The organism is Alkalilacustris brevis (assembly GCF_003350345.1).
Taxonomy (GTDB): Bacteria; Pseudomonadota; Alphaproteobacteria; order Rhodobacterales; family Rhodobacteraceae; genus Alkalilacustris; species Alkalilacustris brevis.
This window is the reverse complement of the sequence record NZ_QNVJ01000053.1, coordinates 64,504-90,527: the sequence shown is the minus strand read 5'-3', so window position 1 is coordinate 90,527 and position 26,024 is coordinate 64,504. Positions and strand designations below refer to the sequence as shown.

The 26,024-nt window shown below is 63.3% G+C and carries 23 protein-coding genes; 4 read left to right on the top strand and 19 right to left on the bottom strand.

Annotation, left to right across the window (positions count from 1 at the left end):
* Window positions 1–384: 384 nt before the first annotated feature.
* A complete protein-coding gene (locus DQ229_RS07780; RefSeq protein ID WP_155326473.1) occupies window positions 385–1,176 on the top strand; it encodes an SH3 domain-containing protein in 792 nt (263 codons plus the stop codon).
* Window positions 1,177–1,320: 144 nt separating this feature from the next.
* On the opposite strand, the gene DQ229_RS07775 is transcribed toward DQ229_RS07780, so the two are convergent.
* The gene (locus tag DQ229_RS07775; protein ID WP_114965703.1) at window positions 1,321–2,280 is read right to left on the bottom strand and encodes a TAXI family TRAP transporter solute-binding subunit; all 960 of its coding nucleotides are present in this window, start codon (window positions 2,278–2,280) and stop codon (window positions 1,321–1,323) included.
* A gap of 16 nt (window positions 2,281–2,296) precedes the next feature.
* Here DQ229_RS07775 and DQ229_RS16490 point away from each other — a divergent pair, with 16 nt between their 5' ends.
* Window positions 2,297–2,521 (top strand): hypothetical protein, encoded by a 225-nt coding sequence (locus DQ229_RS16490; protein WP_162300796.1) that lies wholly within the window; start codon window positions 2,297–2,299, stop codon window positions 2,519–2,521.
* On the opposite strand, the gene DQ229_RS07770 is transcribed toward DQ229_RS16490, so the two are convergent.
* The 3 genes from DQ229_RS07770 to DQ229_RS07760 form a co-directional block, all read right to left on the bottom strand.
* Window positions 2,496–3,512 carry an amidohydrolase family protein gene (locus DQ229_RS07770; protein WP_114965702.1) on the bottom strand — a complete coding sequence of 339 codons (1,017 nt, stop codon included), beginning with the start codon at window positions 3,510–3,512 and terminating at the stop codon, window positions 2,496–2,498. The two genes, DQ229_RS16490 and DQ229_RS07770, sit on opposite strands and share 26 nt — an antisense overlap.
* 413 nt (window positions 3,513–3,925) lie before the next feature.
* Window positions 3,926–7,006: an efflux RND transporter permease subunit gene (locus DQ229_RS07765; protein WP_114965701.1), complete on the bottom strand. Its 3,081-nt coding sequence runs from the start codon at window positions 7,004–7,006 to the stop codon at window positions 3,926–3,928.
* Window positions 7,003–8,118, bottom strand: coding sequence for an efflux RND transporter periplasmic adaptor subunit (locus DQ229_RS07760; RefSeq protein ID WP_114965700.1), 1,116 nt, complete (start codon window positions 8,116–8,118; stop codon window positions 7,003–7,005). Before DQ229_RS07760 ends, DQ229_RS07765 begins: the two co-directional genes overlap by 4 nt.
* A 96-nt stretch (window positions 8,119–8,214) precedes the next feature.
* On the opposite strand from DQ229_RS07760, the gene DQ229_RS16905 reads away from it, so the two are divergent.
* Window positions 8,215–8,787, top strand: a complete 573-nt coding sequence (locus DQ229_RS16905) for a TetR/AcrR family transcriptional regulator (RefSeq protein ID WP_114965699.1) — start codon at window positions 8,215–8,217, stop codon at window positions 8,785–8,787.
* Between the two features lie 128 nt (window positions 8,788–8,915).
* Here DQ229_RS16905 and DQ229_RS07750 read toward each other — a convergent pair whose 3' ends face one another.
* The 15 genes from DQ229_RS07750 to DQ229_RS07685 form a co-directional block, all read right to left on the bottom strand.
* Entirely contained in the window at window positions 8,916–10,757 is a 1,842-nt protein-coding gene (locus DQ229_RS07750; protein ID WP_114965698.1) for a hypothetical protein, read from the bottom strand.
* Window positions 10,741–11,457, bottom strand: coding sequence for a hypothetical protein (locus tag DQ229_RS07745; RefSeq protein ID WP_155326472.1), 717 nt, complete (start codon window positions 11,455–11,457; stop codon window positions 10,741–10,743). The genes DQ229_RS07750 and DQ229_RS07745 overlap by 17 nt, the downstream gene beginning before the upstream one ends.
* 134 nt (window positions 11,458–11,591) lie before the next feature.
* On the bottom strand, window positions 11,592–12,290 hold the full coding sequence (locus DQ229_RS07740; protein ID WP_114965696.1) for a hypothetical protein: 699 nt from the start codon (window positions 12,288–12,290) through the stop codon (window positions 11,592–11,594).
* A gap of 263 nt (window positions 12,291–12,553) precedes the next feature.
* Window positions 12,554–12,724, bottom strand: a complete 171-nt coding sequence (locus tag DQ229_RS16605; protein ID WP_202909531.1) for a hypothetical protein — start codon at window positions 12,722–12,724, stop codon at window positions 12,554–12,556.
* Window positions 12,717–14,084: an amidase gene (locus tag DQ229_RS07735; RefSeq protein WP_114965709.1), complete on the bottom strand. Its 1,368-nt coding sequence runs from the start codon at window positions 14,082–14,084 to the stop codon at window positions 12,717–12,719. Before DQ229_RS07735 ends, DQ229_RS16605 begins: the two co-directional genes overlap by 8 nt.
* A gap of 1 nt (window position 14,085) precedes the next feature.
* Window positions 14,086–15,504, bottom strand: coding sequence for a TRAP transporter large permease (locus DQ229_RS07730; RefSeq protein WP_114965695.1), 1,419 nt, complete (start codon window positions 15,502–15,504; stop codon window positions 14,086–14,088).
* Between the two features lie 54 nt (window positions 15,505–15,558).
* Window positions 15,559–16,131, bottom strand: a complete 573-nt coding sequence (locus tag DQ229_RS07725; RefSeq protein WP_114965694.1) for a TRAP transporter small permease subunit — start codon at window positions 16,129–16,131, stop codon at window positions 15,559–15,561.
* A gap of 88 nt (window positions 16,132–16,219) precedes the next feature.
* A complete protein-coding gene (locus DQ229_RS07720; protein ID WP_114965693.1) occupies window positions 16,220–17,371 on the bottom strand; it encodes a TRAP transporter substrate-binding protein in 1,152 nt (383 codons plus the stop codon).
* Window positions 17,372–18,031: 660 nt separating this feature from the next.
* Entirely contained in the window at window positions 18,032–19,009 is a 978-nt protein-coding gene (locus DQ229_RS07715) for an aldo/keto reductase (protein ID WP_114965692.1), read from the bottom strand.
* Between the two features lie 35 nt (window positions 19,010–19,044).
* Entirely contained in the window at window positions 19,045–19,872 is an 828-nt protein-coding gene (locus tag DQ229_RS07710) for a sulfite exporter TauE/SafE family protein (protein WP_114965691.1), read from the bottom strand.
* A gap of 43 nt (window positions 19,873–19,915) precedes the next feature.
* The gene (locus DQ229_RS07705; protein ID WP_114965690.1) at window positions 19,916–20,803 is read right to left on the bottom strand and encodes a fumarylacetoacetate hydrolase family protein; all 888 of its coding nucleotides are present in this window, start codon (window positions 20,801–20,803) and stop codon (window positions 19,916–19,918) included.
* A gap of 24 nt (window positions 20,804–20,827) precedes the next feature.
* Complete coding sequence (locus DQ229_RS07700; RefSeq protein ID WP_114965689.1) at window positions 20,828–22,339, bottom strand: tripartite tricarboxylate transporter permease; 1,512 nt, start codon at window positions 22,337–22,339, stop codon at window positions 20,828–20,830.
* Window positions 22,330–22,842, bottom strand: coding sequence for a tripartite tricarboxylate transporter TctB family protein (locus DQ229_RS07695; protein ID WP_114965688.1), 513 nt, complete (start codon window positions 22,840–22,842; stop codon window positions 22,330–22,332). Before DQ229_RS07695 ends, DQ229_RS07700 begins: the two co-directional genes overlap by 10 nt.
* Before the next feature lie 66 nt (window positions 22,843–22,908).
* Window positions 22,909–23,943: a Bug family tripartite tricarboxylate transporter substrate binding protein gene (locus DQ229_RS07690; RefSeq protein WP_114965687.1), complete on the bottom strand. Its 1,035-nt coding sequence runs from the start codon at window positions 23,941–23,943 to the stop codon at window positions 22,909–22,911.
* A 202-nt stretch (window positions 23,944–24,145) separates the two neighbouring features.
* Complete coding sequence (locus DQ229_RS07685; protein ID WP_114965686.1) at window positions 24,146–25,069, bottom strand: alpha/beta hydrolase; 924 nt, start codon at window positions 25,067–25,069, stop codon at window positions 24,146–24,148.
* 203 nt (window positions 25,070–25,272) lie between these two features.
* Here DQ229_RS07685 and DQ229_RS07680 point away from each other — a divergent pair, with 203 nt between their 5' ends.
* On the top strand, window positions 25,273–25,974 hold the full coding sequence (locus DQ229_RS07680) for a FadR/GntR family transcriptional regulator (RefSeq protein WP_114965685.1): 702 nt from the start codon (window positions 25,273–25,275) through the stop codon (window positions 25,972–25,974).
* The last annotated feature ends 50 nt before the right edge of the window (window positions 25,975–26,024 follow it).

Genomic DNA, 26,024 nt, shown 5'->3' with positions numbered 1-26,024 from the left:
CCCCCCCCCCCCGGCGCGCCATCCGCGCGGGGCGCGTCCGTCCTGGCAGCGTGCCTGACATGAAAGCAGCTTCTGGCAGGTGCGTTGCGCCCCGGCCTTCACGTGTGCAATGCTGCGGGTGAAGGTTCTAGGGGGGCGTGCCCATGGCTTTCAAGTCGAAGCTCAGGTCCGTTGTCGGAAATGGCAGGCTCCGCGTCGATTACGCGGGGCCTGCAGCTTACCCCGGAGCCCTAGCCCGGTGGACGGATTTCCCCGACCGGGCTGGCGCAGCTGATGACCCTGATTTCAGCCCGGTCGCACAACAAGCTCTGGCCGGGCTTCGCCGACCGGGGTGCGCAGCTCTGCGCGGATCACGACAAGGCACTGAACAAAAGGGATAACTTCATGAATTGGCGACTGATAAGAAACGGGGCGATCGGTATCACTGCCGGGATGATCGTGACACTGGGCGCAGGCCTGGCGCAGGCGCAGGCGTATCTTGACGGCCACGGGCCCGACGCCTGGCAGGTTATCGATGTGGCGCCCGATGATGTGCTCAACGCACGCATGGGGCCGGGAACGCAATACCCGATCATTGGTGAGTTCGCACCCGGCGAGACCGGTCTTGTCCAGGTCACCTGCGTGCCGTTCATGACTTATGAGCAAGGGATGAACCTGTCGCCCGCACGGCGCCAGCAGCTCGACCTGCCGCCTCGCTGGTGCCTCATGGCTTCGGCCGATTCACGCCGCCAGGGTTGGGTTTCAGCACGATTTCTGGCCGAGGACGGCACGCCGGCGGATGCAGACCATACCCAAGACACAATTGACATGGAGGACGCAGCGGTTCGGCTGGTCGAGCGGCTATACACCCTTCACGACCTCGCGGCGCGGGGTCAGGCGCTCAGCCCGCTGGAGCGCCCGCGTGCGCGCGACTTCTTCTTTCTCGACGATGTCGGGCTGATTGCCGACCATCCGATGGGGGCCGATCCGCTGTACGATGCACAGGATATCGAGATTACCGATTTCTCGGTCACCCCGAGATCCGTGTTTCGCGGGATGATCACCGTCGAGGTGACATTTCGCAATTTCGGACGCCCGCAAATGGTGGAATTCAGCCTGCGCGCCGATACGCAGCAAGAAGGCGCCCCGATACGCATCCTTGAAATAAGTCACGAAAACTGGAGCTTCCCGCGGTAGGCAAGTATCCGGCGGCACCGCCGAGAACATTTTTCACCGAACGTGAATGGAACACGGTTCCTCGGCAGCCTTGGCGGAAGCGGCCTGCAAAGCGGCCTCCGCCAAGGCAATGGTCACGGCCCCGGAGCCCCGGGACGCTGGTTCCTAGTCGTTCCAAAGGCCGACTTCGCGATAAAACGCGATGGCGCCAGGGTGGTACTCGGCAGGCGCGACCTCACCGACCATGTGCTCCTGCGGATCGAACTGGAGAAACGGCGGGAAAGTCTCGCCAAGCAGCTGCTGGTTCTCGTAGATCGCCTTTGCCATCTGGTAGGCCATCGCATCATCGACATCGGCATTGGTGAAGACGAGTTGGGGGAACGCGACATAGCTTGCCGTCTCGGTCACGCCCGGGGCTGCAGGCCCCGGCGAGATCTCGAGAATCTGCCCGGTTTGCCAATGCTCGCGCAGCGCCTCGAGCGCCTCCGGCGAATTCTCGACAGGCAGCGCATAGACCCCGCCGACGGCGGCGTCAGCCTCACGCACCTTGCCGCCCCCATGAGCGAAGTGGAAAGCATCGACATCGCCGGCCATGAAAGCATCGGCGCCGGCGACGACGCTCGGCACCTGGACGGTGACCACATCGTCACGCGTCAGCCCCGCCGTCGCCAGGATGCCGGCGAGCTGCGGCAGGACCGTCGGCTGGGCGCCGAACCCACCGACAAGCGAGCGCCCCTCCAGATCGCTGATCGTCCTGATGCCCGAGTCAGCCCGGACAAAGGTGCCCAGTTGCAGCGGCATGATCAGCGCGACCACACGCAGATTCTCATTCGCCTGACCGCCGAACCACTCCCGGCCCTCAAGGGCGTAGATGAACTCCTCCAGATTGGAGACGCCGAACTCGATATTGTTGCCGGCGACAAATGGCAGGTACTGGCTCGGGCTCGTGGCTGCCTGAACCGAGGCATTGAGACCGGACTGGCTGGCGGCAGTTGCGACGGCGGTGCCGATGCCGTGCATCAGCGACCCCGGATTCGAGGTGGCGACCCCGACGGTCTGCGCTGCGGCTGATCCGCCGGCAGCGACTCCAAGCGACAGGACCACGGTCGCGATTGCATGTTTCATCTGTTGTTCCTCCCTGGTGTTTTCCGGCTCGAAACGGCCGGAGATTGGTCACATCAAGTCCTCAACACATGCCGCCGCCAGGCAGCGGCGGATCGCCCCACAAGGTTTCGACCTTTTCGCTGAAACAGCCGAACCGCTGCAGATCCTTGATTTTGCGCAACTCCGAATCGAAAAAGTCCATCAACCTTTTCTGGAATTGCAGGCGCCTGAAGCGCTCATCGGCCGAAGTCACGGCCTGTGAGTCTCTCGATGTTCTTCGAGTAGATCGCCTCGCGCTCGCTCTCGCTCAGATCCAGCGCGTCAAGGATCGCGATCGTGTCGCGAATGTAGCCCGGCCCCTGCTCCGGATCGAAAGGGCAGTCGGAGGCGAACAGTATCTTGTCATGCGCAAAAAAGTCCAAGCCGCAGAGCATGGCCCCCCGCCCGCCAAACGTGGCGCAATCGACAAAGCAGTTTTGCTTGAAATAGTCGAGCGGCCGCTTCTTCAGGCGATCGAGCAAGGCGCCGTAATCCTCACCCGAGGTGCGGGAGCCAAGCTGATCCCAGCCAGGCCCGATGCGCCCCTCCAGCATCGGGATGATACCGCCGAAATGGTGGAGCACGAGCTGGAGATCCTCATAGCGGTCGAATGTCTGCGAGAAGACCAGGCGCGAGAAGGCCGCCGCGGTCTCGTAGGACCAGCCCAGCGCCCACCAGATCTCGTATAGCGACTTGTCTTCACTCATGTAGTCGGGATGAGCCGCCGTGCGCGCCGGATGCAGCCAAACCGGCTTTCCGAGTCTGTTCATCGTGTCGAAGAACGGCTCGTACTTCGACTGGTCCAGCGGCTCGCCGTTGACGTTGGTGTAGACCTGCACGCCGAGCGCGCCGTTTGCTATCGCGCGCTCCACCTCGCGCGCGCTGCAGTCGGGCGAGGCAAGCGAGGCTTGTGCGATCCAGCCGCAGAACGTGTCCGGCTCGCGCTCGCAAAGGCCTGCAAGCCCGTCATTTATCAGCTTGAGAAGGTCGTCTATCTGCTCCGGCTTCGCGATATTCTCGATCGGTGGCTGGGGATAGGCGATCACCTGCCGATAGTCGGGAAACCCGGCCACCACCCGCTTGCGTACGTCAAGGTCGTGGACTGCGGGAATGCTGCGCATCCGCATGCCGATGTCCTTGTGGTCTCCGGCGATCTTCTCCATCGCCTGGATGAACTCGGCAGGTATGAAGTGCGTATAGGCATCAATAATCATCTTGCACCTGATCAGGAGTAAATTGCGCGTGCGCGGGCAGTTCGGCGGAGGCGGGCGGCCGCAGCCCCGCTGTCTCCGCCACTCTGCAAGCAGGTTCCCTGCTCGGCGACCGGTCGCTCGCCGGGAACGGCACTCGCGCGCCCGTCCTGTTCAAACGTGTCCATCGATGCTCCTCCCTGTTTTGTTGTATTTAAGATATTTAGTATGGATTCCTAACAAAATGTCAATGAAGGTCTGAACGCCCTCGGGGATGCCGAAGAGGGATGTTCGAAACCTGGGTGGGTTTTCGAGGGCGTTCATATCTGCAGGGAACAGATCAACTTCCTTGAAGCCAACCCGCACATGATTGGTTCGGTCTCTGGTTAGGGCGTGTCGCGTTTGATCTGTTCTTGCTCGCCCGGGCCGGTTGCGGCTCAGGCCTGCGCCGGGGCCGGGGTGTCGCGCTGCGGCTCTTCGGGGGCGGGGGCATTTTCGGGGCGCGAGATCATCACATAGAAGGCCGGCACCACGAACAGCGTGAACACCGTGCCCACCGTGATTCCCGAAAAGATCACCAGCCCCATGGCAAAGCGCGCCGCCGAACCCGCACCATCGGCGATCATCAGCGGCACGACCCCCAGCGCGGTGGCGGCGGTGGTCATCAGGATCGGGCGCAGGCGCAGCTTGGCAGCCTCGACAATACCGGTGCGGCGGTCGAAGCCCCGGTCACGGCGGAGCTGGTTGGCGAATTCGACCAGCAGGATGCCATGCTTGGTGATCAGCCCGATCAGCGTGATCATCCCCACCTGTGTATAAATGTTGAGCGTGCCAAGCCCCAGATTCAACGGCACGATCACCCCGAAGATCGACAAGGGCACCGACATCAGGATGATCACCGGGTCGCGCAGGCTTTCGAATTGGGCGGCCAGCACCAGATAGATCACCACGATGGCCAGCGCGAAGGCCAGCACGATGGTGTTGCCTTCGGTCTTCTCCAGCCGCGACTGGCCCTGATAGTCGAGGAAGAACCCGTCGGGCAGCTCGGCCAGCGCGATCTCTTCCAGCGCGGCCAGCCCGTCCCCGGTAGAGGTTCCGGGCACCGGCAACGCCGTGATCGTGGCCGAGTTGAGTTGGTTGAACTGCTCGATCGACTGCGGAGCCACGCGTGTGGAGATATCGGCAACGGCCCCCAGGGGCACCATCTCGCCGCTCAGGGCGCGGACATGGTATTCGCCCAGGCGTTCGGGATTGTCGCGGTATTCCCGCGGCACCTGCAGGATCACGTCATAGCTTTTGGAATCCCGGTCGAACTGCGCGGTCGCGCCATCGCCCACCAGCAGGCTGAGCGTGGCGCCGACCTGGCTGGCCGGCAGGTTGAGCGCGGCGGCGCGGTCGCGGTCGATCGTGACGACGATTTCGGTGGTATCGAACGACATGGAGTTCTGCACCACCAGGTAGCGGCCCGAAGCGTCGGCCTCCTGCCGGATGCGCTCGGCCACCTCATAGACTTCGGACGGGTCGCCAGTGGACTGGATCACCAAGCCGATGGGCAGCCCCCCGCCCGCACCGGGCAGCGAGGGCGGCGCAAAAACAAAGGCCTGCACCCCGGCAATCGGCGCAATCCGCGCCTGGAGGTCCGCCTGAATCTCGGCCTGGCTGCGTTCGCGGTCGGCCCAGTCGTCAAAAGCCCAGAGCATGATGCCCGAGTTGGTCTGCCCGCCAAATCCGACAATCGAGAAATTCGCCGCCAGTTCCGGCAGATCGGCGGTGCGTGCGCGCATCTGGTCGATATAGTGGCTGGTGTATTCGGTCGTGGCGAAGGACGGCGCGTTGACAAAGGAAAAGAGCGCGCCGGAGTCCTCCTCCGGGGCCAGCTCGGACGAGGTGTTGAGGAACAGGAACCCCGTCACCCCGGTAAGGACCACCACCAGCAGCACCGTTACCGGCGTAAAGCTGAGCGACGAGGAAAGCCTGCGTTCATACCAGCCCTCGAGGCTAAGGAAACCCCGCCCCAGGGCCTGCTGGAAACGGTTCTCGCCGCCCGGCCGCAGCACCCGCGCCGCCATCATCGGCGAAATCGTCAGCGCCACGATGCCCGAGATCGCTACCGCCCCCGCCAGCGCCGCCGCGAACTCACGAAACAGCGCCCCGGTCAGCCCGCCGGTGAAGAAAAGCGGCAGAAACACCGCGAAAAGCGTCGTCATCATCGCCAGGATCGCGACGGAAAGCTCGCGCATGGCGGTATAGGCCGCCTGCATGGGCGATTTGCCCGCGTCGAGGTGGCGCTGCACGTTCTCGACCACGATGATCGCGTCATCCACCACCAGCCCGATCGCCAGCACCATCGCAAGCAGCGTCAGCAGGTTGATCGAATAGCCCATCAGGAACAGGATGAAGAGCCCGCCCACCAGCGACAGCGGTATCGCCACCAGCGGAATCGAGAGCGACCGGACCGAGCCCAGAAACAACAGGATGATCAGCGCCACGATCAGCGTGGCCTGCAGGATGGTCAGCAGCACCTCGTTGATCGAGGCCGCGATCTGTTCGGTGGCGTCATACATCAGCTCCATGGTCATGCCGTCGGGCAGGCTGGCCTGCAGCGCGGGCAACTCGGCCAGCACCGCGGCCGAGACATCCAGCGGGTTGGCGCCGGGGCTGGGAAAAACGCCGATGAAGGTGCCTGGCTCGCCGTCGAAATTGACCACCATATCGGTGTTCTCGGCGGCCAGCTCCACAAAGGCCACGTCATGCAGGCGCACCACTTCGGTGCCCGAGCCGGCAATGGGCAGGGCGCCGAATTCCTCGGGCGTTTGCAGCGTGGAGTCCATCGAGATGGAATAGGTCACAAGCTCGTTGCGTGTGCGGCCCGGCGCGGCCAGGAAGTTGGCGTTGCTGATCGCCTGCGAGACCTCGCCTGCCGTCAAGCCCTGCCCCGCCAGCCGCACCGGGTCGATCCAGACGCGCATGGCGTAGTTGGCCGCGCCCATGACCTGGCTTTCGGCCACGCCCTCGATGGTGGACATGCGCGGCACGATCACCCGCTCGATGTATTCGGTGACCTGCTCGGCGGTCATGGCGGGGTTTTGCACCGCCAGATACATGGTAGCGAAGGTCTGGCCGGTGCCCTTGACGATGTTCGGGTCCAGCGCGCCCGAAGGCAGGCGCGAGCGCACCTCCTGCACCTTGGACATCACTTCGGTCAGTGCGACATCGGGGTCTTGCCCCAGCCGCATGTTGACCGTGACGACCGAGGCGGAGGGCCGCGACTGGCTGGTGACGTAATCCACCCCTTCGGCTGCGGCCACCGCGCCGGCGATGGGGGTGGTGACAAAGCCCTGGATCAGCTCGGCCGAGGCGCCGGGATAAACGGTAGTCACGGTGATGACCGTCTCGTCCACCTCGGGGTACTGGCGGGTCTGCAGGCCCAGGGCCCCCATCAGCCCCACAAGCAGGATCATCAGCCCCAGAACCGTCGAGCCGACAGGCCGCTTGATGAACGGCTCGGAAATGTTCATGGCCGGGCCTCCGCGGCGACCGGCTCGGGCGCGCGGGTTTCGGCCAGATAGACCGGCGCGCGGTTTGAAAGCCGGTTCTGGCCGGACGATACCACCAGATCGCCGGATGACAGCCCATCGACAACCTCGACCACCCCGTTGGAGCGCCGGCCCAGCGTGACAAAGACCTGCCGCACCTCCAGCGCATCCTCGGCGCCGTTCTCGCGGCTGCGCACCACATAGACGAAATCGCCATAAAGGCTGATGGTGACGGCGTTTTGCGGCAGGGCGATCACGCCATCCTCTACAGGCAGGTTGACGCGGATGCGGGCGAACTGGCCCGGGGTGAGGTTGCGCTCGGGGTTTTCGATTGTGGCGCGCACCGCCACCATGCGCGAGTTCGGATCGACGCGCGGATCGATCCCGGTGATCGCGCCGGTATGGCTGTGCGCATCGCCGTCCACGCGCACATCGACACTCTGGCCGATCCGCAGTTCGGGCAGCGCCTGCTCAGGCAGGCTGAAATCCACGCGCATGTCATCGAGATCCTGCAAGGTCGCGATGACGGTGCCAGGGCTTATGTAATCGCCCTGCTCCACCCTCGGCAGGCCGATGGTGCCGCTGAAGGGGGCACGTAGTGTACGCTGGGCGATCACGGCCTCGGCGCGGGCAAGCTGGGCGGTCGCGGCCTCGAACGCCGCCTGCGTCTGATCGAGCGAGACATTCGAGGCCACGCCGCGTTCCTGCAGTTCGCGCTGGCGTTCCAGGTTGGCCCGCTCAAGTGCCAGTTGCGAACGGGCCGCTGTCAGGTCGGCGCTCTGGACCTCGTCATCTAGGCGCAAAAGGACCTGTTCCGCCGCAACCTCGTCATTGGCCACGAAACCCAATTCGCGCACGATGCCCGCAGCCTCGACCGTCAGTTCGACACCCTTGAGCGCATTGATCGTGCCGATTGCCGTGAGAACCGGCTGCCAGGTGATTTCCGCGGCCTCGACCGTCTCGACCGGCAGCGGCTGAACCGGCATGTCGGCCAGGAATTCGGCGATCATCCGGTCACGGAACAGGTTGAACCCGACTAGACCGCCACCGACCACGGCGAGCAGCAAAATGGCGATGACGAAACGCTTGAACATATTCAGAAGGCTCCGGGGAAGAGGTCTTGCATAATGTCAGCGGCAGCTATACCGTCTGGTCGGTAAAGTCAAGGTTGCACTGCCGAGGAGACCACCATGCCCCCAACCCCGCCTCCTGCCGAAAGGAAACGCACGCGGACCCCCGGAGCGACCCGCCAGCGTATTCTTGAGGCGGCCGAGGCGCTGGCGCGTGAGGCGGGGCCGTCGAACCTGTCGCTTGATGCAGTGGCGGCCGAGGCGGGGGTATCGAAAGGCGGGCTTCTTTATCACTTTCCGTCCAAGCTCGCCTTGTTCGAAGGACTGGTCGAACACCATCTGAGCAAGACCGACGACGCCTTGCAAAGCCGCGAACGGACCGGCGCGCCGGATGCCGTGATTTCCGGCTATATCGAACAGTTCCGCCAGGATATGGCCTGTCACAGGCCACCGCCGGCCAGCCTGCTGGCGGTGCTGGTGGAGAACCCCGGCCTGCTGGAACCGGTGCGCCGCCACCAGCGCGATTTTCTGGAACGTATCCGCACCAATGCCGCCGATCCGGAGTTTGCCACCGTGGCCTTTCTGGTGGTCAACGCGCTGCGCAGCATGGAACTTCTGGGCACCGACATGCTCGATGACGACGAGATCACCGACATGCTGGCCTGGCTCGAGGCCCGCCTCGCGCAGGGTTGACCGCCCGCCCCACGCCAGACTCAGCCGATCACGTTGTGTGAGGGCCCATAGGGAAACCCGGTGATGCTCTCGGCGCCGTTCCCGGTGACGATCCGGATATCGTGTTCACGATAGCCGCCCGCGCCGCTTCAACGCGATGCCCCCCCGTTCAAGCGGTCCAGATGCATCATGGTCTCGATGCGGAGCGAAACCGGCGGCGATGTTTGCGGGTAAGGAATATCGATCGCCATGTCGGTGGTAATGCGCTCGACGGTGATCTCCGTGGTTCCCGCGTTGCCGAAGCTCAATCCGGCCTCGCCCATGCGCTGCTCGATCAGGTCAATCAACCCGCGCACGTTGACCCGGCCGTCATCCACTGCGACCTGTCCAAGTGTCAGCTCGGAGGGATCGATGGCCTGGGGCTGCGTGATGAAGCTGATTTCACCTGTTTCGTCAATCGTGTGGGCCGGAAACATGGCCGTGTAGCCGCCATGCGCCGTGAGTAGCTCCCCACTGGGCAGGAATGTATAGGTGACACCGGGCACCACCCATTCCGAACTGTGCACACGTCCGCCTACGCTGAGACGGTAAACGATCCGTTGCTGCCCCTCATAAACCACCGGCGCGGCAAGCCAGAGCGCATCGGGGTCGTCCTGCGGGCCAGGCAGGGGTGGCGCAGAAGGCGGTGCGGGCTGCGGGTCTTCGACCTCGTGGGCGGGAAGAAGCGCCAACTGGGTCCGGTTTTCCGCCCCCTGCCCGACGGACAGCATTGCGCCGGGGTGATCGCCCATCACCATGATCTCGACCGCCCAGCTGTCTCCAACTCCAAGCGCAAGAATCTCGGGGATCGTGCCGTGGCCAAGCCCGCCGCTTGTCGCCTGGCCGAGGGGAGCAAGCGACAGGAACAGCGTCACCGGCGTGTCGCCGTCCTGGGCGATACTGACGCTGTGCTGCGTGCTTTCCCCCTGGACCTGTGTTCCGTGCGAGATCGCAAAACCCGTCACTGCGGGGGGGGCAGCTTCCTCGGGGTCGGGTTGGTCAGGGGGTGAAGGGGCAAGATGCGCCTCGGACAACTCAGGCATTGCCTCTTCCAGCTCCATCACCTCCGTCTCGATGGCGATGGCAATCTCTGTTTCCATGGCTTCGTCGGCAGGCGGGAGACTCTCTTCCTCCGCAAGCGCTTCGGCCTGCTGCCTCAGCGCGTTTTCCCGCGCCTGTGCCTGCACGCTTTCCAGAAAAAGCAGATGCTCGCGCCAGCTGTCCGCGCTCATCAGGGCCAGTTCCTGCTGGAAAGCGATTTCATCGTCCAACCAGGCACGCAGGCGCTCGGGGGTGCGTGCGCTTCCCGTTAGTCCGGCGGCCTCATAGGCATCCTCGATCAGAACCCGGTTCCAGAATGCCTCGAACAAAACCCTTTCGGCGTCAGGATGATCGGCGTTCTCGATGCCATGTTCGCGCCAGACGGCATTGGTAAACACCATGCTGTCATGCGTCAGAAAGCTGCGGAAAAGCTCGGCATCGAACTGGCCGGAGGCGCGGTAGCTGTCCCAGTCGCGGGGCCAGTTTTCGCGCGGGATCGTCTCGCTTAGCCGCGCCCTGGCGGTCTCGAACCCATGTGTGGCGGCGCGATCCCAGACATATTCGCTCAGCCAAAGCCCCGCATCGCGCGCCAGGAACACCTTCCCCAGAAAGGGCACGGCGCGTTTCAGCTCTTCCATGGCCCGTCCCTCGGCAAGCCCGAGGATGGAATCGACCACTGCGGCGGAATCCCCGCGGGCGAGGGCCTGCAAGAGGCGCAGGCGGTCATCCCGCGAGATGAGCGGGTCGAGGGCGTTCGCGGCTTCCGGCGAGGCCGTGAGCGCCTCGAGAAAGACCGTCAGATCGTCGGGGATTTCGGCCCTGGCGGGCATCGCAAGCACAAGCCCGGCCAGCGCGCTGACCCAAAAAAGCCGGCGCGCCCCGGTGCGAGGCGTTTCACGGCGTCGTGGCATCGGGGCGCTCCATCGACATGAGGCACCAGGTAAAGAAGCGATCCCGCGCGCCGAGATCGCCACTTTGCGCAGGCAGAACCACCTGATCGTCGCCGTCAGGCGCAAGCACCATTTCCCGTGCCCCGCGCATGGCGGTCAACAGGCCGCTGGCAAGGGGGTAGCTAGTGGTCAGACCGTGATCGTGGATGGTCACATCCGACACGAAGCTTTGCCCGTTTACCCGCAGGAACATCTGCCAGGGCTCGGCGCTTTCCTCGGGGCCGGTTCTGGGGAAGGAAACCTCGACCATCGTGTCCAGGCAGGTCCAGACCATGGGCAGAAGCGGGCGGTCATCGTCCGCCGCCGGCATCCAGAGCAGCGTGCCATACTCAGCATCAAAATCCCGCCAGCCAAAATCGGGCGCCGCCTCGGGCGCCGACCCGGGCGGTTCCGAAGGCCATGGGAGCGAGGGAGCATCTCCGCCCGGATCGCCAGATGAAAGCAGCGCCCTCAGCGGCGCGAGATCACCGGCATCGATGGCCTCGAACACATAGTGGATGCGGTGCGCCAGAAAGACCCCGATGGATCGCGCCTCGCTCTCGGGTGCGGTTTCAGCACGGATCCACAACTCCCCCATCGAGCGCGAGGTTCGGTCAAAGCCGACGGTGAACATCTCGCCCGTTCCCCAGATATCGACGCCAGCCCGAACGATCTGGAACATAAGCCGTTCCTGCCCGTCGGGAACGCCCGAGTCCGCGCCTGGGGCATCACGTGCAAGGGCGGGTTCCGACAGACCGTGGAAAGCGACAAGGGCCATCGGCAGAGCAAGGATACGAAACCGTGGAAACATCGTGTTTACTCATCTTCCATGAACAGCGCCTGCGGCAGGTCGTGGATTTGCATCCAGCCGAACCAGGCAACATCGGTGGGGCCGGTTTCGTGTTCCCTGACGTGCCAGGAGCCGCCCGCCTCTTCCAGCAGCGTCATGCTGGTGTCGCTCATCATGTCAGCGGCCCACATATCGGCATAGGGGGTGTTTTCCCAGTCGAGCGGCCGCCCATCGGGCCTGCGCACCGTGGCAATGAGGAACGCATGCGCGCCGTATCGCCGCGCCACAAGCGGCGAGAGGTGCACCGGCCGGCCCAACTCGTGCTGCAGATGCCCCGCAACCGCGGCCAGGACGCCCTCGGTTTCCGCCCCCTCGGTGAGCGGCCGGGGGGTCGGCGCGGCCTGCGCCACGGCAGGCGCAGCCTCGGTGAGGATGCTCAGAGCGCGCCGGTAGGCCGTGGCGGCAAAGGCCGGATCGGTGTCAAGAAGCGCATCGCCCAACGCGATCCAACCCTGCAAATGGGTCGGGTCATGGCGCACCGTCAGCCGCCACGCAGCCACGGCCCGCAAGCGGTCCCCTTCGTCCATCGCGGCCTGCCCGGCGGCGTAGAAACGCTGCGCGGCCTGTGCATCATCGTCGGATTGTGCCCAGACCGGCTGCGGGGTGACCCACAGCGCTCCAACCAGGCCGAGTGAAAGGATGGCGGGGTGAAAAAATCGGCGCATGAGTCACAATATCCGTCGTCGAATGAACAGGAACAGGCGATGTGAATAATGAAGGCGGCGGTCCCGGTGGTATGGTAGGCCGCCTGGCGCCGATGGATCAAGTGCCGCATCCGGATGGTCGGTTTTCCGAGAGCCTGCTTCGACGATCACGTCACGCTTTCGAAGTCTCGCCAGCGTGCGCGTGGGCTGACGTCAATGGGGAGTGCAAACTCACACCCCTGCGTGATCTCTGCAACGATACCCGGCCGATGGCGCAATCGCGCTCAGCGACGCCCGGATCGTTTCAGCGCATTGCTCAGAAAATCCCATCCCGCCAGCGCCAGGGTGATCGCGATCACGCCCCCCAGGTCCAGGCGTGGCAACTCCCAGGCAAGTATGCCCAGAAAGGCCACAAGCAACAGAAACGCGAAAAAGGCCAGTACGCGGTCAGACATGGGCCTGCTCCTTTGCATCGACAGCGGCGATCTGCAGCGCCAGCCAGCGCGCGGTGCGCAAGAGCCGGGCGTCGTCGCCGCGCCGCCCGATCAGTTGCACGCCCATTGGCAGCCCGTTTTCGGACTCAAGCAGCGGGATCGTTATCGTCGGTGTTCCGCACAACGTCCACAATCCGTTGAAGATGGAACTGCCAGTGCTTTCCAGCCCCTTGGGGGCCGGACCCGGCGCCGATGGTGCGAGTAATGCATCGCAACGCCCGAATATTTCCGAAAGGCCCGCATACAGTACGTCGGGCCAGTCAAGCGCCGCTATGTAATCGCGCGCCGGAATCGCCTTGCCCGCGTCCATGGCCTGCTGCATGACCTGCGACAGAAGCTCGGGCGCGCGCCGCTCGTAGGAATAGTAGCACTTGGCCATTTCGGCGAAATTGATCCGTTCGCGAATCTCACTGGCTTCGTCGAAGGCATTGGGCAGCAGCGCCTCGAAACACTGCTCTCCCAGCGCCTCGGTCAGCTCTTTCATGGCCATATGGGTTTGCGCATCGGCCTGGTCCCAGCCCGGAAGCCGCGCGAATGCGAACATCGGCTTGACGGGTGGCCTGGATAGCGCCGTTTTCAACAGTCGGGGTGGCGGCATCGGCTCGGTGGCCCGATCCGCCGGGTCGTGGCCGAACAGAACCTCGGACAGCAGCGCGGCGTCTTCGATCGTGCGGGCAAATACACCGAGAGTATCCAGCGAAGGCGACTGGGCAAGAACACCCGTGCGGGGAATCGCGCCAAAGGTCGGCTTGAACCCAACCACGCCGCAATAGGCGGCCGGGCGCGTCACCGAGCCGCCCGTCTGGGTGCCGATCGCCAGCGGCACCATCAACGCGGCCACCGCCGCCGCCGACCCCGAGGATGACCCGCCGGGGGTGTGTTCGGAATTATGCGGATTGCGGGTCTTGCCCGGGTGCAGGAAGGCCAGTTCGGTGCTGACGGTCTTGCCCATGATGATCGCGCCGGCGGCCCTGAGTCTCTGGACGACGAAGGCATCTTCCCCCGGCACCCGCCCGGCGTCGATCGCGGTTCCGTTTTCGGTCGGGATGCGCCGGGTGTCGATGATGTCCTTGAGTGCGACCGGCAGGCCATGCAGCGGCCCCGTCGGGCGGCCCGACGCCCGGTGGGCATCGAGAGCCTTTGCCTGTCGCAGAACATCCTCGCTGTCGAGCCAGGCCCATGCCTGAACCTCTGGGTCGACTTCCGCGATTCGCGCCAGGTATGCCTGCGCCAGGTCGACCGCGCGCAGCGAGCCGTTTGCAAGCCGGTCGCGCATTTCGAGCGCGCCGAGGACCAGTAGGGGGTTTGCTTCTTTCTGCATGTTACCGGCCATAGAACACCTGCGGCAGATGGAACACAAGCTGCGGGAAGTTGTAGAGCAGCACCATGGAGACAAAGACCATGAACAGGAACGGCATGACACCCTTGAATATCTGCATCAGCTCGACATTCGGCGGCGCAATCCCCTTCAGGTAATAGGCCGACATTGCCATTGGTGGTGTCAGGAAGCTGGTTTGCAGGTTCAGCGCCACCAGGATTCCGAAAAACAGCGGGTCGATCCCGAACATCGGCAGCAGCGGCAGGAAGATGGGCACGAAGATGATGATGATCTCGGACCATTCCAGAGGCCAGCCGAGCAGGAAGATGATCCCCTGCGCCAACAGCAGGAACTGAAGCGGGGTCAGGTTCAGCCCCGCGACGAATTCGGCGATCAGCCTTTCCCCGCCCAGATACGAGAAAACCGACGAGAACACATAGGAACCAACGAACAGCCAGCAAACCATCGCCGTGGTCCGCACCGTCAGATAGACCGATTCGCGCAATCGCTGGAAGGTCATCGCCCGATAGGCGACGGCCAGAACCATGCCGCCCAGTGCGCCGATCGCGGCCGCCTCGGTCGGCGTCGCCAGCCCGAACAGGATCGAGCCGAGCACGGCCATGATCAGGAACGCAAGCGGGAAGAACGATGTCAGCAACAACCAGACAAGCCGGAAGAAAGGAACCTCGGGCACCTCCTCCTTCGTCGGTTTCGGCGCGGCACTCGGCTGAAGGATCGAGCGACCGACGACATAGACCAGATAAAGGCCCACAAGCACGAGGCCTGGCAGAAGCGCCCCCGCGTAGAGCCGCACGATCGAAACGCCCGAGGCCGCCGCATAGACGATCAGCATGATCGATGGAGGAATCAGGATCCCGAGCGTGCCCCCCGCACAGATGATGCCGGAGGCGAAGCTGGTATCATAACGCGCCTTCAGCATCGCCGGCAGCGCCAGCAGGCCCATCAGGGTCACCACCGCGCCGACGATCCCGGTCGCGGTCGCAAACAGCGCGCAGGTGATGAGCGCTGCAACGCCCATGGAGCCGGGCACGTTGCGGGACGCGATGTTCAGTGTGGTGAAAAGGCGGTCAACGATATTGGCCCGTTCGACAATGTAGCCCATGAACAGAAAAAGCGGCACCGCGGTCAGAACCTCGTTCGACATCACGGTATAGGTCTGGTTCACGAACAGGTCGAAAACCCTGTTGTTGAAAAACCCGTTTATCCATGTCGAGACACTATCCCAAAGGCCGGCGTCTTCATCCAGCCGGTAATAGCTGCGCCACATCCTACTGGGGTCGAAATAGGCGAAATATCCAAAGAATATGCCCAGGGCCATCAAGGTGAAGGCAATGGGAAAACCGAGAAAGACCAGGAAGATGAAGATGGCGAGCATCGCCAGGGCGACTTGAGGTTCGGTCACTGTCACGGTCAGGGCTCCGGTTGATTTTGTTTTCCGGCGGATCGGGTTACGGCGTCATTTTTCGCTTTCTGACACCTGCTCCATAAGTAGGTCTTCGGTTTCCATCACATCCTCTTCGGCAACGCGCCAGTAGCCTTCGCGCATGCAAAGGACACATCTGAACAACTGGGCTATGCCCTGGATAAAGAGCAGCACCCCGGCGGCAACGATAACCGACTTGAACTGGTAGACCGGTATGCCCGCGGGGCTGTTGATGCTGACTTCGCCATATCCCCAGGACCGCGCCGAATACTTCCATCCCGTAATGACAAGCGCGGTGACGCCGGGAAAGAAGAAAAACAGGTAGAGGACGAAATCCACCATCGCCTGTGTGCGCGGTCGCCAGAGCCGGTAGAGGAAATCACCCCGGACATGCCCGCCCCGCGAAAGGGTATAGGCCCCCCCCATCATGAAAAGCGTCCCATACATGATGAACGAGACATCAAGAGACCACGAGGTGGGAGAATTGAGGACATAGCGCACGAAAACTTCGTAGCTGACCCCGAGCGTCATGAGAATCACAAGCCATCCGAATGTCTTGCCGATCCAGCCCGAAAGCCTGTCAGCGAACTGAATGAACCAGATCATCCTCGTTCCTCTGCCTTTTCGCAATTGCTGCCCGGCACCAGTTTCCATGGTGCCGGGCCTTTCAGGATGTGATGTTTATGAACAGCCTTCAGAGAGCAAGCCGGCCAGGGAAGAAATGCTCGTAGGCAAGCTCGTAGTCGGGCGCATTCATGAGCTCGAAGTAGGTGACTCGCTCGACCCACGCACGCTGGCTGTCCATGATACGCTTGTTGAGCTCGTCCTCTGCTTCAAGCTGCTCGATCATGACATCCCATGCCTCAAGCTGCGCGGCCAGGATGTCCTCGGACGTGCGGTGAATCTGCACGCCGAACTCGTCGCGGATACGCAGCAGGTCGGCCGAATAGTTGTCCATCGCCGTTGCCGTGTTCGAGGTCGAGGCGGCCTCGACACCGTATTTCAGGATCGCCTGAAGATCAGGGTCGAGATCATCGAAGAAATCCTTGTTGAACAGGAACTCGAAGCTCTCCGAAGCCTGGTGATACGAGGACAGGTAGTAGTGATCGGCCACGTCGGGCGAACCGAAGCGAAGGTCCGACGAAGGGTTGTTGAACTCGAACGCGTCGAGCACCCCGCGCTCCATCGCAGGCACGATCTCGCCGCCCGGAAGCTGAGCGACGCTCATGCCCATCGCCTGCAGAAGGTCCGCGGCCAGACCCACGGTGCGATAGCGGAAGCCTTGCAGATCCTCGCGGGTGTTCACCTCGGTCTTGAACCAGCCGAAAGGCTGGGCGAACATGGGGAAGCCCATGAAGCCATAGACGTCGAGGCCGAGACGATCCTGCGTCAGCTCGCGATACAACTCGTCGCCGCCGCCTTGGTAGAACCACGACAGCATCGTGGTGGCCGAGCCACCGAACACCGGGCCGGTGCCGAAGAACGACGCCGCCTTGTGCTTGCCATACCAGTAGACCGGAACCGTATGCGCAGCATCCAGAACACCATCGTGCACGGCGTCCATTACCTGAAAGGCGCCGACGACCGCGCCGGCCGGCAGCAGATCCACCTGCAAGCGCCCCCCCGACATCTGTTCCACCCGTTCGATATATTCACGAGCGAAATCCATCCAGATGTCGGATGCCGGCCAGGACGTCTGCATCCGCACCACAAGCGGCGCCTGCGCAAGAACTGCGGGCGCGGCCAGGCCGGTCGCGGCAGCAGCGCCACCCGCAAGAGCCCCTTTGGTCAGAAACGACCTCCGGGAAACGCCTGTCGGCTTCAGTGCATTGCTTGAATTCGTCATTTTTTCCCTCCCGATAGTGTTTTGGATCAGATCCAAGACAAGAAGCCCCTGCCCTCCTCAGCAGGCACCCCAAGTGAACTCACATTATGTAGTTTTCCGGCTCTTCGCAAAGAAATTAAAACCTGCCTATCCTTAATATGATATTAACCAATTTACCCCCCTGCTCGGCCGGAACGCCGCAGGCGCTTGAAATCTTTTAAGATTCAAAGGCCAAACACGATCTCTCCGCAGATTTTGAGGGCGCGCATGGGGGAGCCGACGTTCCCCGGGGGGCTGCGGCTTGACCGCAAGGCCGCCTGATCTTGACGGCAGATCAAGCATTTTTCACCCCGGACGGCGCCCGCGGCCGGGGAAATGCCAGGCGTTGGCCTGACCGGCCCGTGACGGCGGGTTTTCCGGGCCTCGCAGTAATATTTTCCAGCGCGGCGGGCGGGCCTGTCCTGCCGCTTTCGCCGAATTCGGGGCTGGATTGTGGTCACGCGCCTGACGCACGATTCGGGCGGCGGTCCCGATCAGTTTCAGTTGCAGGCTGGCCAGCGACCGGTCGGCCATCGCCTTACCGATCCAGGCCGTGGCCCGACGCACAGGCTTCCATGGCAACGACGCACCCGTGCCGCGCAGCACGCAAGCCAGTCCCTGACCCGAATCTGCCTGTCGGTGTCAGACGCGCAGGTGCTTCATCTGCCCCTCGGGATAACGCAGCCCTGCGGCAATGCCGGGGCGGAATGCTTCGGAAAGCCTGCCCAGGATGTCGGGCGCGACCTGAAGCTGTGCGGCCGCGATGTTCTCGCGCAGCCATTTGCGCCGGCTGGTGCCCGGGATAGGCACGATATGACCGCCCTGCCCCAGAACCCAGGCAAGCGAAAGCTGCGCCGGGGTGCAGCCGGCCTCTTGCGCCAGCGCATCGAGCTGTTCCACAAGCGCCAGGTTGCGTGACAGGTTTTCAGGGTGAAAACGCGGGTGCGCCCTGCGGCGGTCGGACTCCGCCAGGGCATCGGTATCGCGGATGGTTCCGGTAAGAAAACCGCGACCCAGCGGCGCATAAGCCATGTAGCCCACGCCGAGTTCGGCGCAAAGCGGCAGCACATCGGCCTCGGCATCGCGCGACCAGAGCGAATACTCGGTCTGAAGCGCCGCGATCGGATGCGTGGCGTGGGCGCGACGCAGCGTTTCGGGGGCTGCCTCGCACAGGCCGAGGTGGCGCACCTTGCCGGCCTGCACCAGGTCGGCCATGGCGCCCACGGTGTCTTCGATGGGCACATCCGGGTCTATGCGGTGCGCGAGATAGAGATCGATTTCCTCGACCCCGAGCCGTTTCAGCGAGGCCTCGCAGGCCTGCCTGACGTAATCGGGGTCTCCGCAGACCGCCTGCTTGCCTTCCGGGGTGCGCAGATTGCCGAACTTGGTGGCGATGATCGCCTTGTCCCGGCGGCCCTGCACGGCCTTGCCGATCAGGCTTTCGTTGGCGCCCGCGGCATAGGCATCCGAGGTATCCAGCAGTTCCACCCCGTGGTCGAGCGCGTGCTGCACGGTGGCTATCGCCTCGCCCTCGTCAGGCTGCGCGTAGATGGGTGTCATGCTCATGCAGCCAAGGCCGATGGCCGGCACGCTGAGTTGACCGAACATGCGACGTTCCATGATGGTGTTCTCCCCGATCGGTGTTCGTCCGCGACCTAGCCCGCGAACATGGCGTAGAGGAAACGCACACTGACGATGGCCAGAAACACACCAAAGGCCATTTCAAGCGACCGACGCGAAAGCGCATGGGCCAGGCGCACGCCCAGGTTGGCTGTCAGAACCGTGGTCGGCACGAACAGCATCACCCCCATGAGGGACACATACCCCAGCGCATCCACCGGCAGCCCCGGCTGCCCGAGCCCGGCCAGAATATAGCCGAAGGTGCCGGGAATCGAGATCAGGACACCAATGCCGGCCGAGGTGGCCACCGCCTGATGAATCGCCCGGCCGTGCAATGTCATGATGATGTTGGCGACCTGGCCGCCCCCGATCCCGATCAGCGACGACAGAAGCCCGATCACACCCCCATAGGCGCGCAGGAGCAGGCCGCCGGGCAGGTCCGACGCGATGTCCCAGCGCCTGGTTCCGCTGATCAGCTTGATGGCGTTGACCCCGGCGACGAACACGAACACCCCCATGAACACCGACGGGGGCGCGAACCGCGCAATGCCCGCGCCCAGCACGACCCCCAGCACGATGGGAACCGCCCAGTTGCGAAGCAGTGTCATATCCACCGCGCCGCGCGCCCGGTGCCCCAGATAGGAGCGCACCGAGGTCGGTATGATGATCGCCAGCGAGGTGCCGACGGCAAGCTGCATGCGCACCTGGTCGGCGACCCCCAGCAGGCCGAACACCTCGAACAGCACCGGCACCATCAGGGCACCGCCGCCCACACCGAAAACCCCCGCAAGAACGCCGGTGGCCGCCCCGGCGGCGAGCATGACGCCGGCCAGGATCAGGAAATCGAGCGAGAGCAGATCCATGCATCATGCCTTTGCACTGATGAGGGGCGGCGCCACATATGCTTCAGCCGATCGTGTTGACGAGCTTGCCGAGCGGCCCGATCTCGACCTCGACCCTGTCGCCGGGGCAGAGATACCTTGGCGGCGTAAAGCCGATCGCCACCCCGACAGGCGTGCCGGTGGCGATGATGTCGCCCGGCTCGAGGGTGATGCTGCGCGAGATCGTCTCGATGATCGTCGGGATGTCGAAGATCAGATCCTTCACCACAGCGTCCTGGCGGACCTCGCCGTTGACGCGGGTGATCAGGTTCAGCGCGGTGACATCGCCGATTTCATCAGCCGTGACGAGCATCGGCCCCATCGGGCAGAAGGTATCGGGCGACTTGCCCAGGAACCATTGCTTGTGGGCATTCTGTGTCTCGCGCGCGGTGATGTCGTTGATCACGACATAGCCATAGACATGATCATAGGCATCGGCCCGGCTTATGCCGCGACCACCCCGGCCGATCACGACACCCAGCTCGCCCTCGTAATCGAGCGTGCCGGTAGGATCGAGCCGGCTGTCGACAACGGTGCCGGGGCCAGTGACCGAGGTCGGTGCCTTGGTGAAGACGATCGGCAGTTCCGGAACATCCTGCCCGCCCGAGGTCTGGTCGAAGCCCGAATTCTGAAACTCTTTCGCATGCTCGATATAGTTCTTGCCGACGCAGAAGATGTTCTTGCGCGGGCGTGGGATCGGGGCAAGCACGGTGTATTCACCTTCAGCGAGCGGCTTTGCTTCGCTGCTGGCGAGTGCCTTGGCGATTTCGGATTTCAGCTTTGCTCCACCCTCGATGATCTCGATGACCGTGTCGGGGAACTCTTTGCCCAGGGCGCGCAGCAAGATGACGCCCTCGTCCGTCATCACTCCGGCTCGCGGTCCGTCGCCGGAGTCGATAGTCAACAGGCGCATTTCTTGAATCTCCTTTTTGCTTTTTTAGTAGATGTCGCCCTTGGATCGGCGTTTTTTCAACAGTTTGAGGACTGGCGAAGCCAGCAGCATCGCGAACAGGAGCACCCAGAGAACATTCCCGATATTCGATGAGAAGAAGATCATCGGATCCCCTCCCGATATGCGCATGGAAAGCAGAAACGAGCGCTCGAGAAGCGGGCCCAGGATCACCCCGATCAGGATGGCCGCCACATGATAGCCGGTCTTGCGGGCGACATAGCCGATCAGGCCAAAGCCCACGGCAATGGTCAGGTCCGCGATGAAACTGCGCGGCACGAACGCGCCCACCAGCGTGAACGCCACGATCGTGGGCGCCATGTAGTAGTTCGCAACGATCGTGATGCGCGAAAGGTAGCGCGTCAGCGGAAAAAGCGTGATCAGCATGAAGATGTAGGCGACGAACATCGACATGATCACGCCATAGGCCAGCATCGGGTTCTGCATGAACAGGCGCGGGCCGAAGGGCACGCCGTGAAACTGCAGCACGATCATCATGACCGCCGCGGTGCTGCCGCCCGGAATGCCGATCGCCAGAAGCGGAACCAGCGTGCCAGTGGTTACACCGTTGTTGGCCGCTTCAGGCGCCACGACACCCTGTTCGTGGCCGGTTCCGAATTTTTCGGGCGTCTTCGAGAAAACGCGTGCCTGCTGGTAGGCGACAAAGGCCGCAATCGATGCCCCTGCCCCCGGCATCACCCCAATCACCAACCCCAGAACGCTGGTCCAGATGATCAGGAACCAGTGCTTGAAGGCATCCCCGATATTGTGCAGGGCCTCGCGCCAGCTGGGCGTGACGCTCTTGCTGTGGCCCGCGGCGATGGATTTCTCCTCCAGCATGATCAATGCTTCGGATATCGCGAAAAGGCCGATCAGCGCCGGCACCAGCGGGATGCCGTCGAACAGCTCCAGTATCCCGAAAGTGCCGCGCGGGGTGGCATAGATATGGTCGGCGCCCATCGCGCCCAGCATCAGCCCGAAGGCGCCCGCGATCAGGCCCTTTATCATGTCCTGCGCGGCGATCGCGGCGATCAGCGCCAGGCCGAACAGCATCACGACCACCATCTCGACCGAGCGGATGTAGAACCCCACCTGCGACAGATAGGGCAGCACGAAAAGTGTCAGCGCCGAGGTGATCAGCCCCGCAAGGATCGACGCCACGAAGCTCAGCGCAAGCGCCCGCGAGGCAAGCCCCTTGCGCGACATCGGGTAGCCATCGAGCGTTGTGGCCGCAGCACCGCCCGTGCCGGGAATGTTGAGCAGGATCGCCGGCACGCCGCCGCCCAGGTGGCTGGCGCAATACAGCGCGACCATGAAGGTCAGCGCGATATCGGCTTCGAACGCCAGGGTCAGCGGCAACAGCATGATGATCGTGTTATGGGCGGCAAAACCGGGGATCGCGCCCATGATGATGCCGATGAACACGGCGGGAATGATCACCCACCACATCGACGCGGAATAGAGGAACAGCTCCAGTAGGTTGCCAGCAGTCAGTTCCATGTCGCGACCACCATGGTGACGAGGTTTTCAAACGGCCCGCGCGGAAAGCGTGTGCCAAGGATGACGATGAAGAAGAGCCACCCCGAGATGGCGGTGACGAATGCGAAAATGGCCGCCTTGCGGAGCGATCCAATCCCCCCCAGCAGGCTGCCCGCAAACAGGAACGCGAATGTGGTCAGCGTGAACCCCGCGTGACGCACCACCAGCAGATAGGCGAAAATCAGCGCCACGAAGCCGATCCGTCCCATGCGCCCTTCTCTCGGGCCGAGCAGCGAGCTGAATTCCCATTCGGCGCGCCCGGCGAAATGCAGGAGTGCGGTGCGCAGGAACAGGATGACGCACAGCCCGACCAGGAGCGCGGCAAGAAAGAAGCCGCTGCGCTGCGCCTCGGGCGGGAAATCCCATACCGAGTAAACATAATACCCGGCATAGAGCGTTCCGACGACCGGGATCAGAAGGTCTGCCCCGACCCTCTTGCGGGCGGGCTTGTTTTCCTCAGACATGTTTCCACCGTGATGCCAGGGGGCGGCAAAGGGGGAATGCCCCCCTTTGCCGGAGTTCGCCGCCGATCAGGAGCCGGTCAGCAGGTCGCGATAACGCCGGGCAAGCTCGGTCGTGGCCGCGGCGCTGGCCATCGCCCGCGCCTCGTCGCCCGGATCGATGAAGACCGTGGGAACACCCGCAGCCTCCACCGCGGCGGTGTAGTCGGGATCGGCCAGCGTGGCCTCCATGCTTTCCACCAGGGCGGCGATCCGGTCGGGATGCGCGTCATAGGCCGCGCGATGCACGCCCCAGGCGCGCGACGAGGTCAGCTCGGGGATCGAGGTGCCAAGCGCGTCGTTGACCGTCGGTGCGTTGTCCGTGCCCTCGGGGGCCACGTTTTCATCAGCGAAGAGGCCCAGGACATGCGCCTGATCGTCCAGCACGATGGTGTTCGTCACCGGCAGCGCCGCGCAGTCGGTTTCCTGCGTGATGGCAGCCATGGCGGTGGGATTGCCGCCGCCGTAGGGCACAAGCACGATCTCCATTCCCATGGCCTCGCCCAGCGCCAGCATCCCGATCGAGGCCGGGTGCGGCAGGCGGCTGGTGGCCACGGTGATGGGCCTGCTCCGCCCCAGCTCGACCAGCTCTTCCAGGGTGCGGATGGGGCTGTTCGGCCCGACCCAGACGGCCATTGGCTCCGACAGTGTCTGCTGGATGAAGACGATGTCGCGGCCGACCTCGATGCCGGTATCCTGAAGCGCCAGCATGATGATCTCGGGGCCGAGATTGGCGAAGAGCAGCGAATAGGCATCTGGTTCGCGGTCCATGTAGAATTCATAGCCGACCTGCCCCGCCGCACCGGGGAAGTAGCCGAACTGGAAATTCGTGTTCAGGTGCTTGCCCCAGACCGAGGTGAAGGCCCGCGCGTCACGGTCGGCGCCGCCGCCCTCGCCGGTGGGGATCACGATATCGATGTTTCGCGAAGGGTAGTCTTGGGCGAACGCCTTGCGAACCCCCGTAAACCCGCCGAGGCCGGTTGCCGCCACGGCTGCGCCCGATGTCCTGAGAAACGAGCGGCGCCCGATCAGACCCGGCGCCCTGGTGATAAGTCTCTTTGTCATGTTTTCCTCCCATCGGCCCGACCCGAAGGCGGGCTTTGCTCCTCTGCAGTCTCAGGCTTCCATTGGACACCCAATAAGTCAACCAAATTCTGCATTGATCAACCAAATCGCAGCGATCCTAAAGGAAACCCCAAAATGGGTGAATTGCGTCACGACGCCCCGCGCCCCTTCCGCAGGGCACGGAGCGTATCGGCGGCAAGGATCAATCCCCGGTGTAGATGGCCTCGGGCTGCTCGTAGAAGGCCTGAAGGATGTGATAGACCTTCAGGTAGTTCTTCTGCTGGAACGAGGCATGGGAAATCCCCTCCATGACCGTGAACTGCTTGTTAGGATGCGGCAGCCGGGCAAAGAATTTCAGCAGGTCGTCGACGCTGGCGATCCCGTCATACTCGCCGCGCATGATCAGCGTCGGCATGGTCAGCTTGTCGGGGTCGTTCAGCGGCAGGCGCGAGCACATGTCCACATAGGTGCCCGTGGGCATCGAATCGTCGAGCGCCAGAATGGCGTCGGCAAAGGCATTGATGACCTTGTCTTCCGCGGTGCCCGGGTGATCCCTGTTGAAGATCGAGAACACGAAGTCCCGGTCGATCGGGCGGCGCTTCATCGCGCGGAACTGCTCTAGTTTTTTCTTGCGATCAGCCAGTGTCGGGCTGCCTTCACCTGTCCAGACATAGGCATCGAGAGCGATTTTTGCCACGCGTTCAGGGTGGCGTTCGGCGAAGGCCGCGGCGCGCAACGCGCCCGAGGAAATCCCGTAAACCAGGAACTCCTTGGCGTCGGTTGTTTGCATGATGTAGTCGGTGGCCGCCGCCAGATCGTCGGCGCCGTCGGCGATGTTGGACGTGATTTCGCGGTGCTTGTCCGACCGGCCGTAGCCTTCCATGTCCACACACCAGGCGTCGTAGCCCTGTGACACGAAGTAATCCATGGCAGAGGAGAACGGGCGCCCAGCCACCTGAAGGTCAAAGGTCGGCTGCGAGGCCATGGAGGAGCCATGCACGAAAAGTATGGTGCCTTTCGGTGCGCCGCCGGGTGTTTTCTTGTTCCACAGGAACAGGTTCACGTCGCCCTTCTTCGTCCAGTGCTCGGTGCCCTCATACGTCCGCGCATCATCGGTTACAGCCATGTTTCACTCCTCCATCCGTAGCTTGTTGTCTGATTTGGCAAAGCACCAATTGGCGGCCAATTGGTAAGCAAATGGTCTCGCAATCGCGAAATATATACGTCATTGGTTCACTCAAGTTCAACACGAATTGGCAATTGGCTTGCAATTTTTTCATCAAATGCGTTACTTGAAGAGACAGCCCGCGCAGATTGCCGGAAGCCGGAATGAAAACCGCCATCATGACCCAGAAGCCTTCGCATTCATCCGACCTCAGCACTGTGGAGGCGCGGATATTCGACATTCTGGACAAGCCCGAAATGCAGCCAGGCACCCGCCTGCCCACCGAGAGGTCGCTTTCCGAAGAGTTGGGCGTGTCGCGCAATACCGTGCGCCGGGTCTTCGCCCGGCTCGAGGCATCGGGCCGGGTCGTGCGGATCATCGGCAGCGGCACCTATGTTGCCAAGGCGTCCACGCCCCCCCTGGCCGACGCCGGTGCCGCGACACGGGATTTCAGCCCTCAGGAAATCATGGAATCCCGCCTGCTGATCGAGCCCCGCTTTGCCACGCTGATCGTAATGAATGCCAACAGCGCCGATATTGCCGCGCTGGCCGACGCCCTGGCGCGGGCCGACGATGCGCCCGACTTCGCCTCGTTCGAACTCTGGGACGGCCGCTTTCATCAGCTTCTCGCCGACGCCACGCACAACAAGCTGCTCGTCGAGGTCTACAAGATCATCACCCTGTCGCGCGAGACTGCGGAATGGGGCGACCTCAAGCGCGGCAGCATCACCGATGAGCGGCGCGCGACCTACAAGCGCGAGCATCGAGATATCCTCGAAGCCTTGCAGACACGCAATGCCAAGCAGGCCGAGCGTGCGATCACCGTGCACCTTCAGACAGTACGCGACAACCTTTTCGGGTTCTGAACGGTTGGCGCCGGGCTGCGCTGCCCCGATTGGCGGCACCCCGGGCCTGC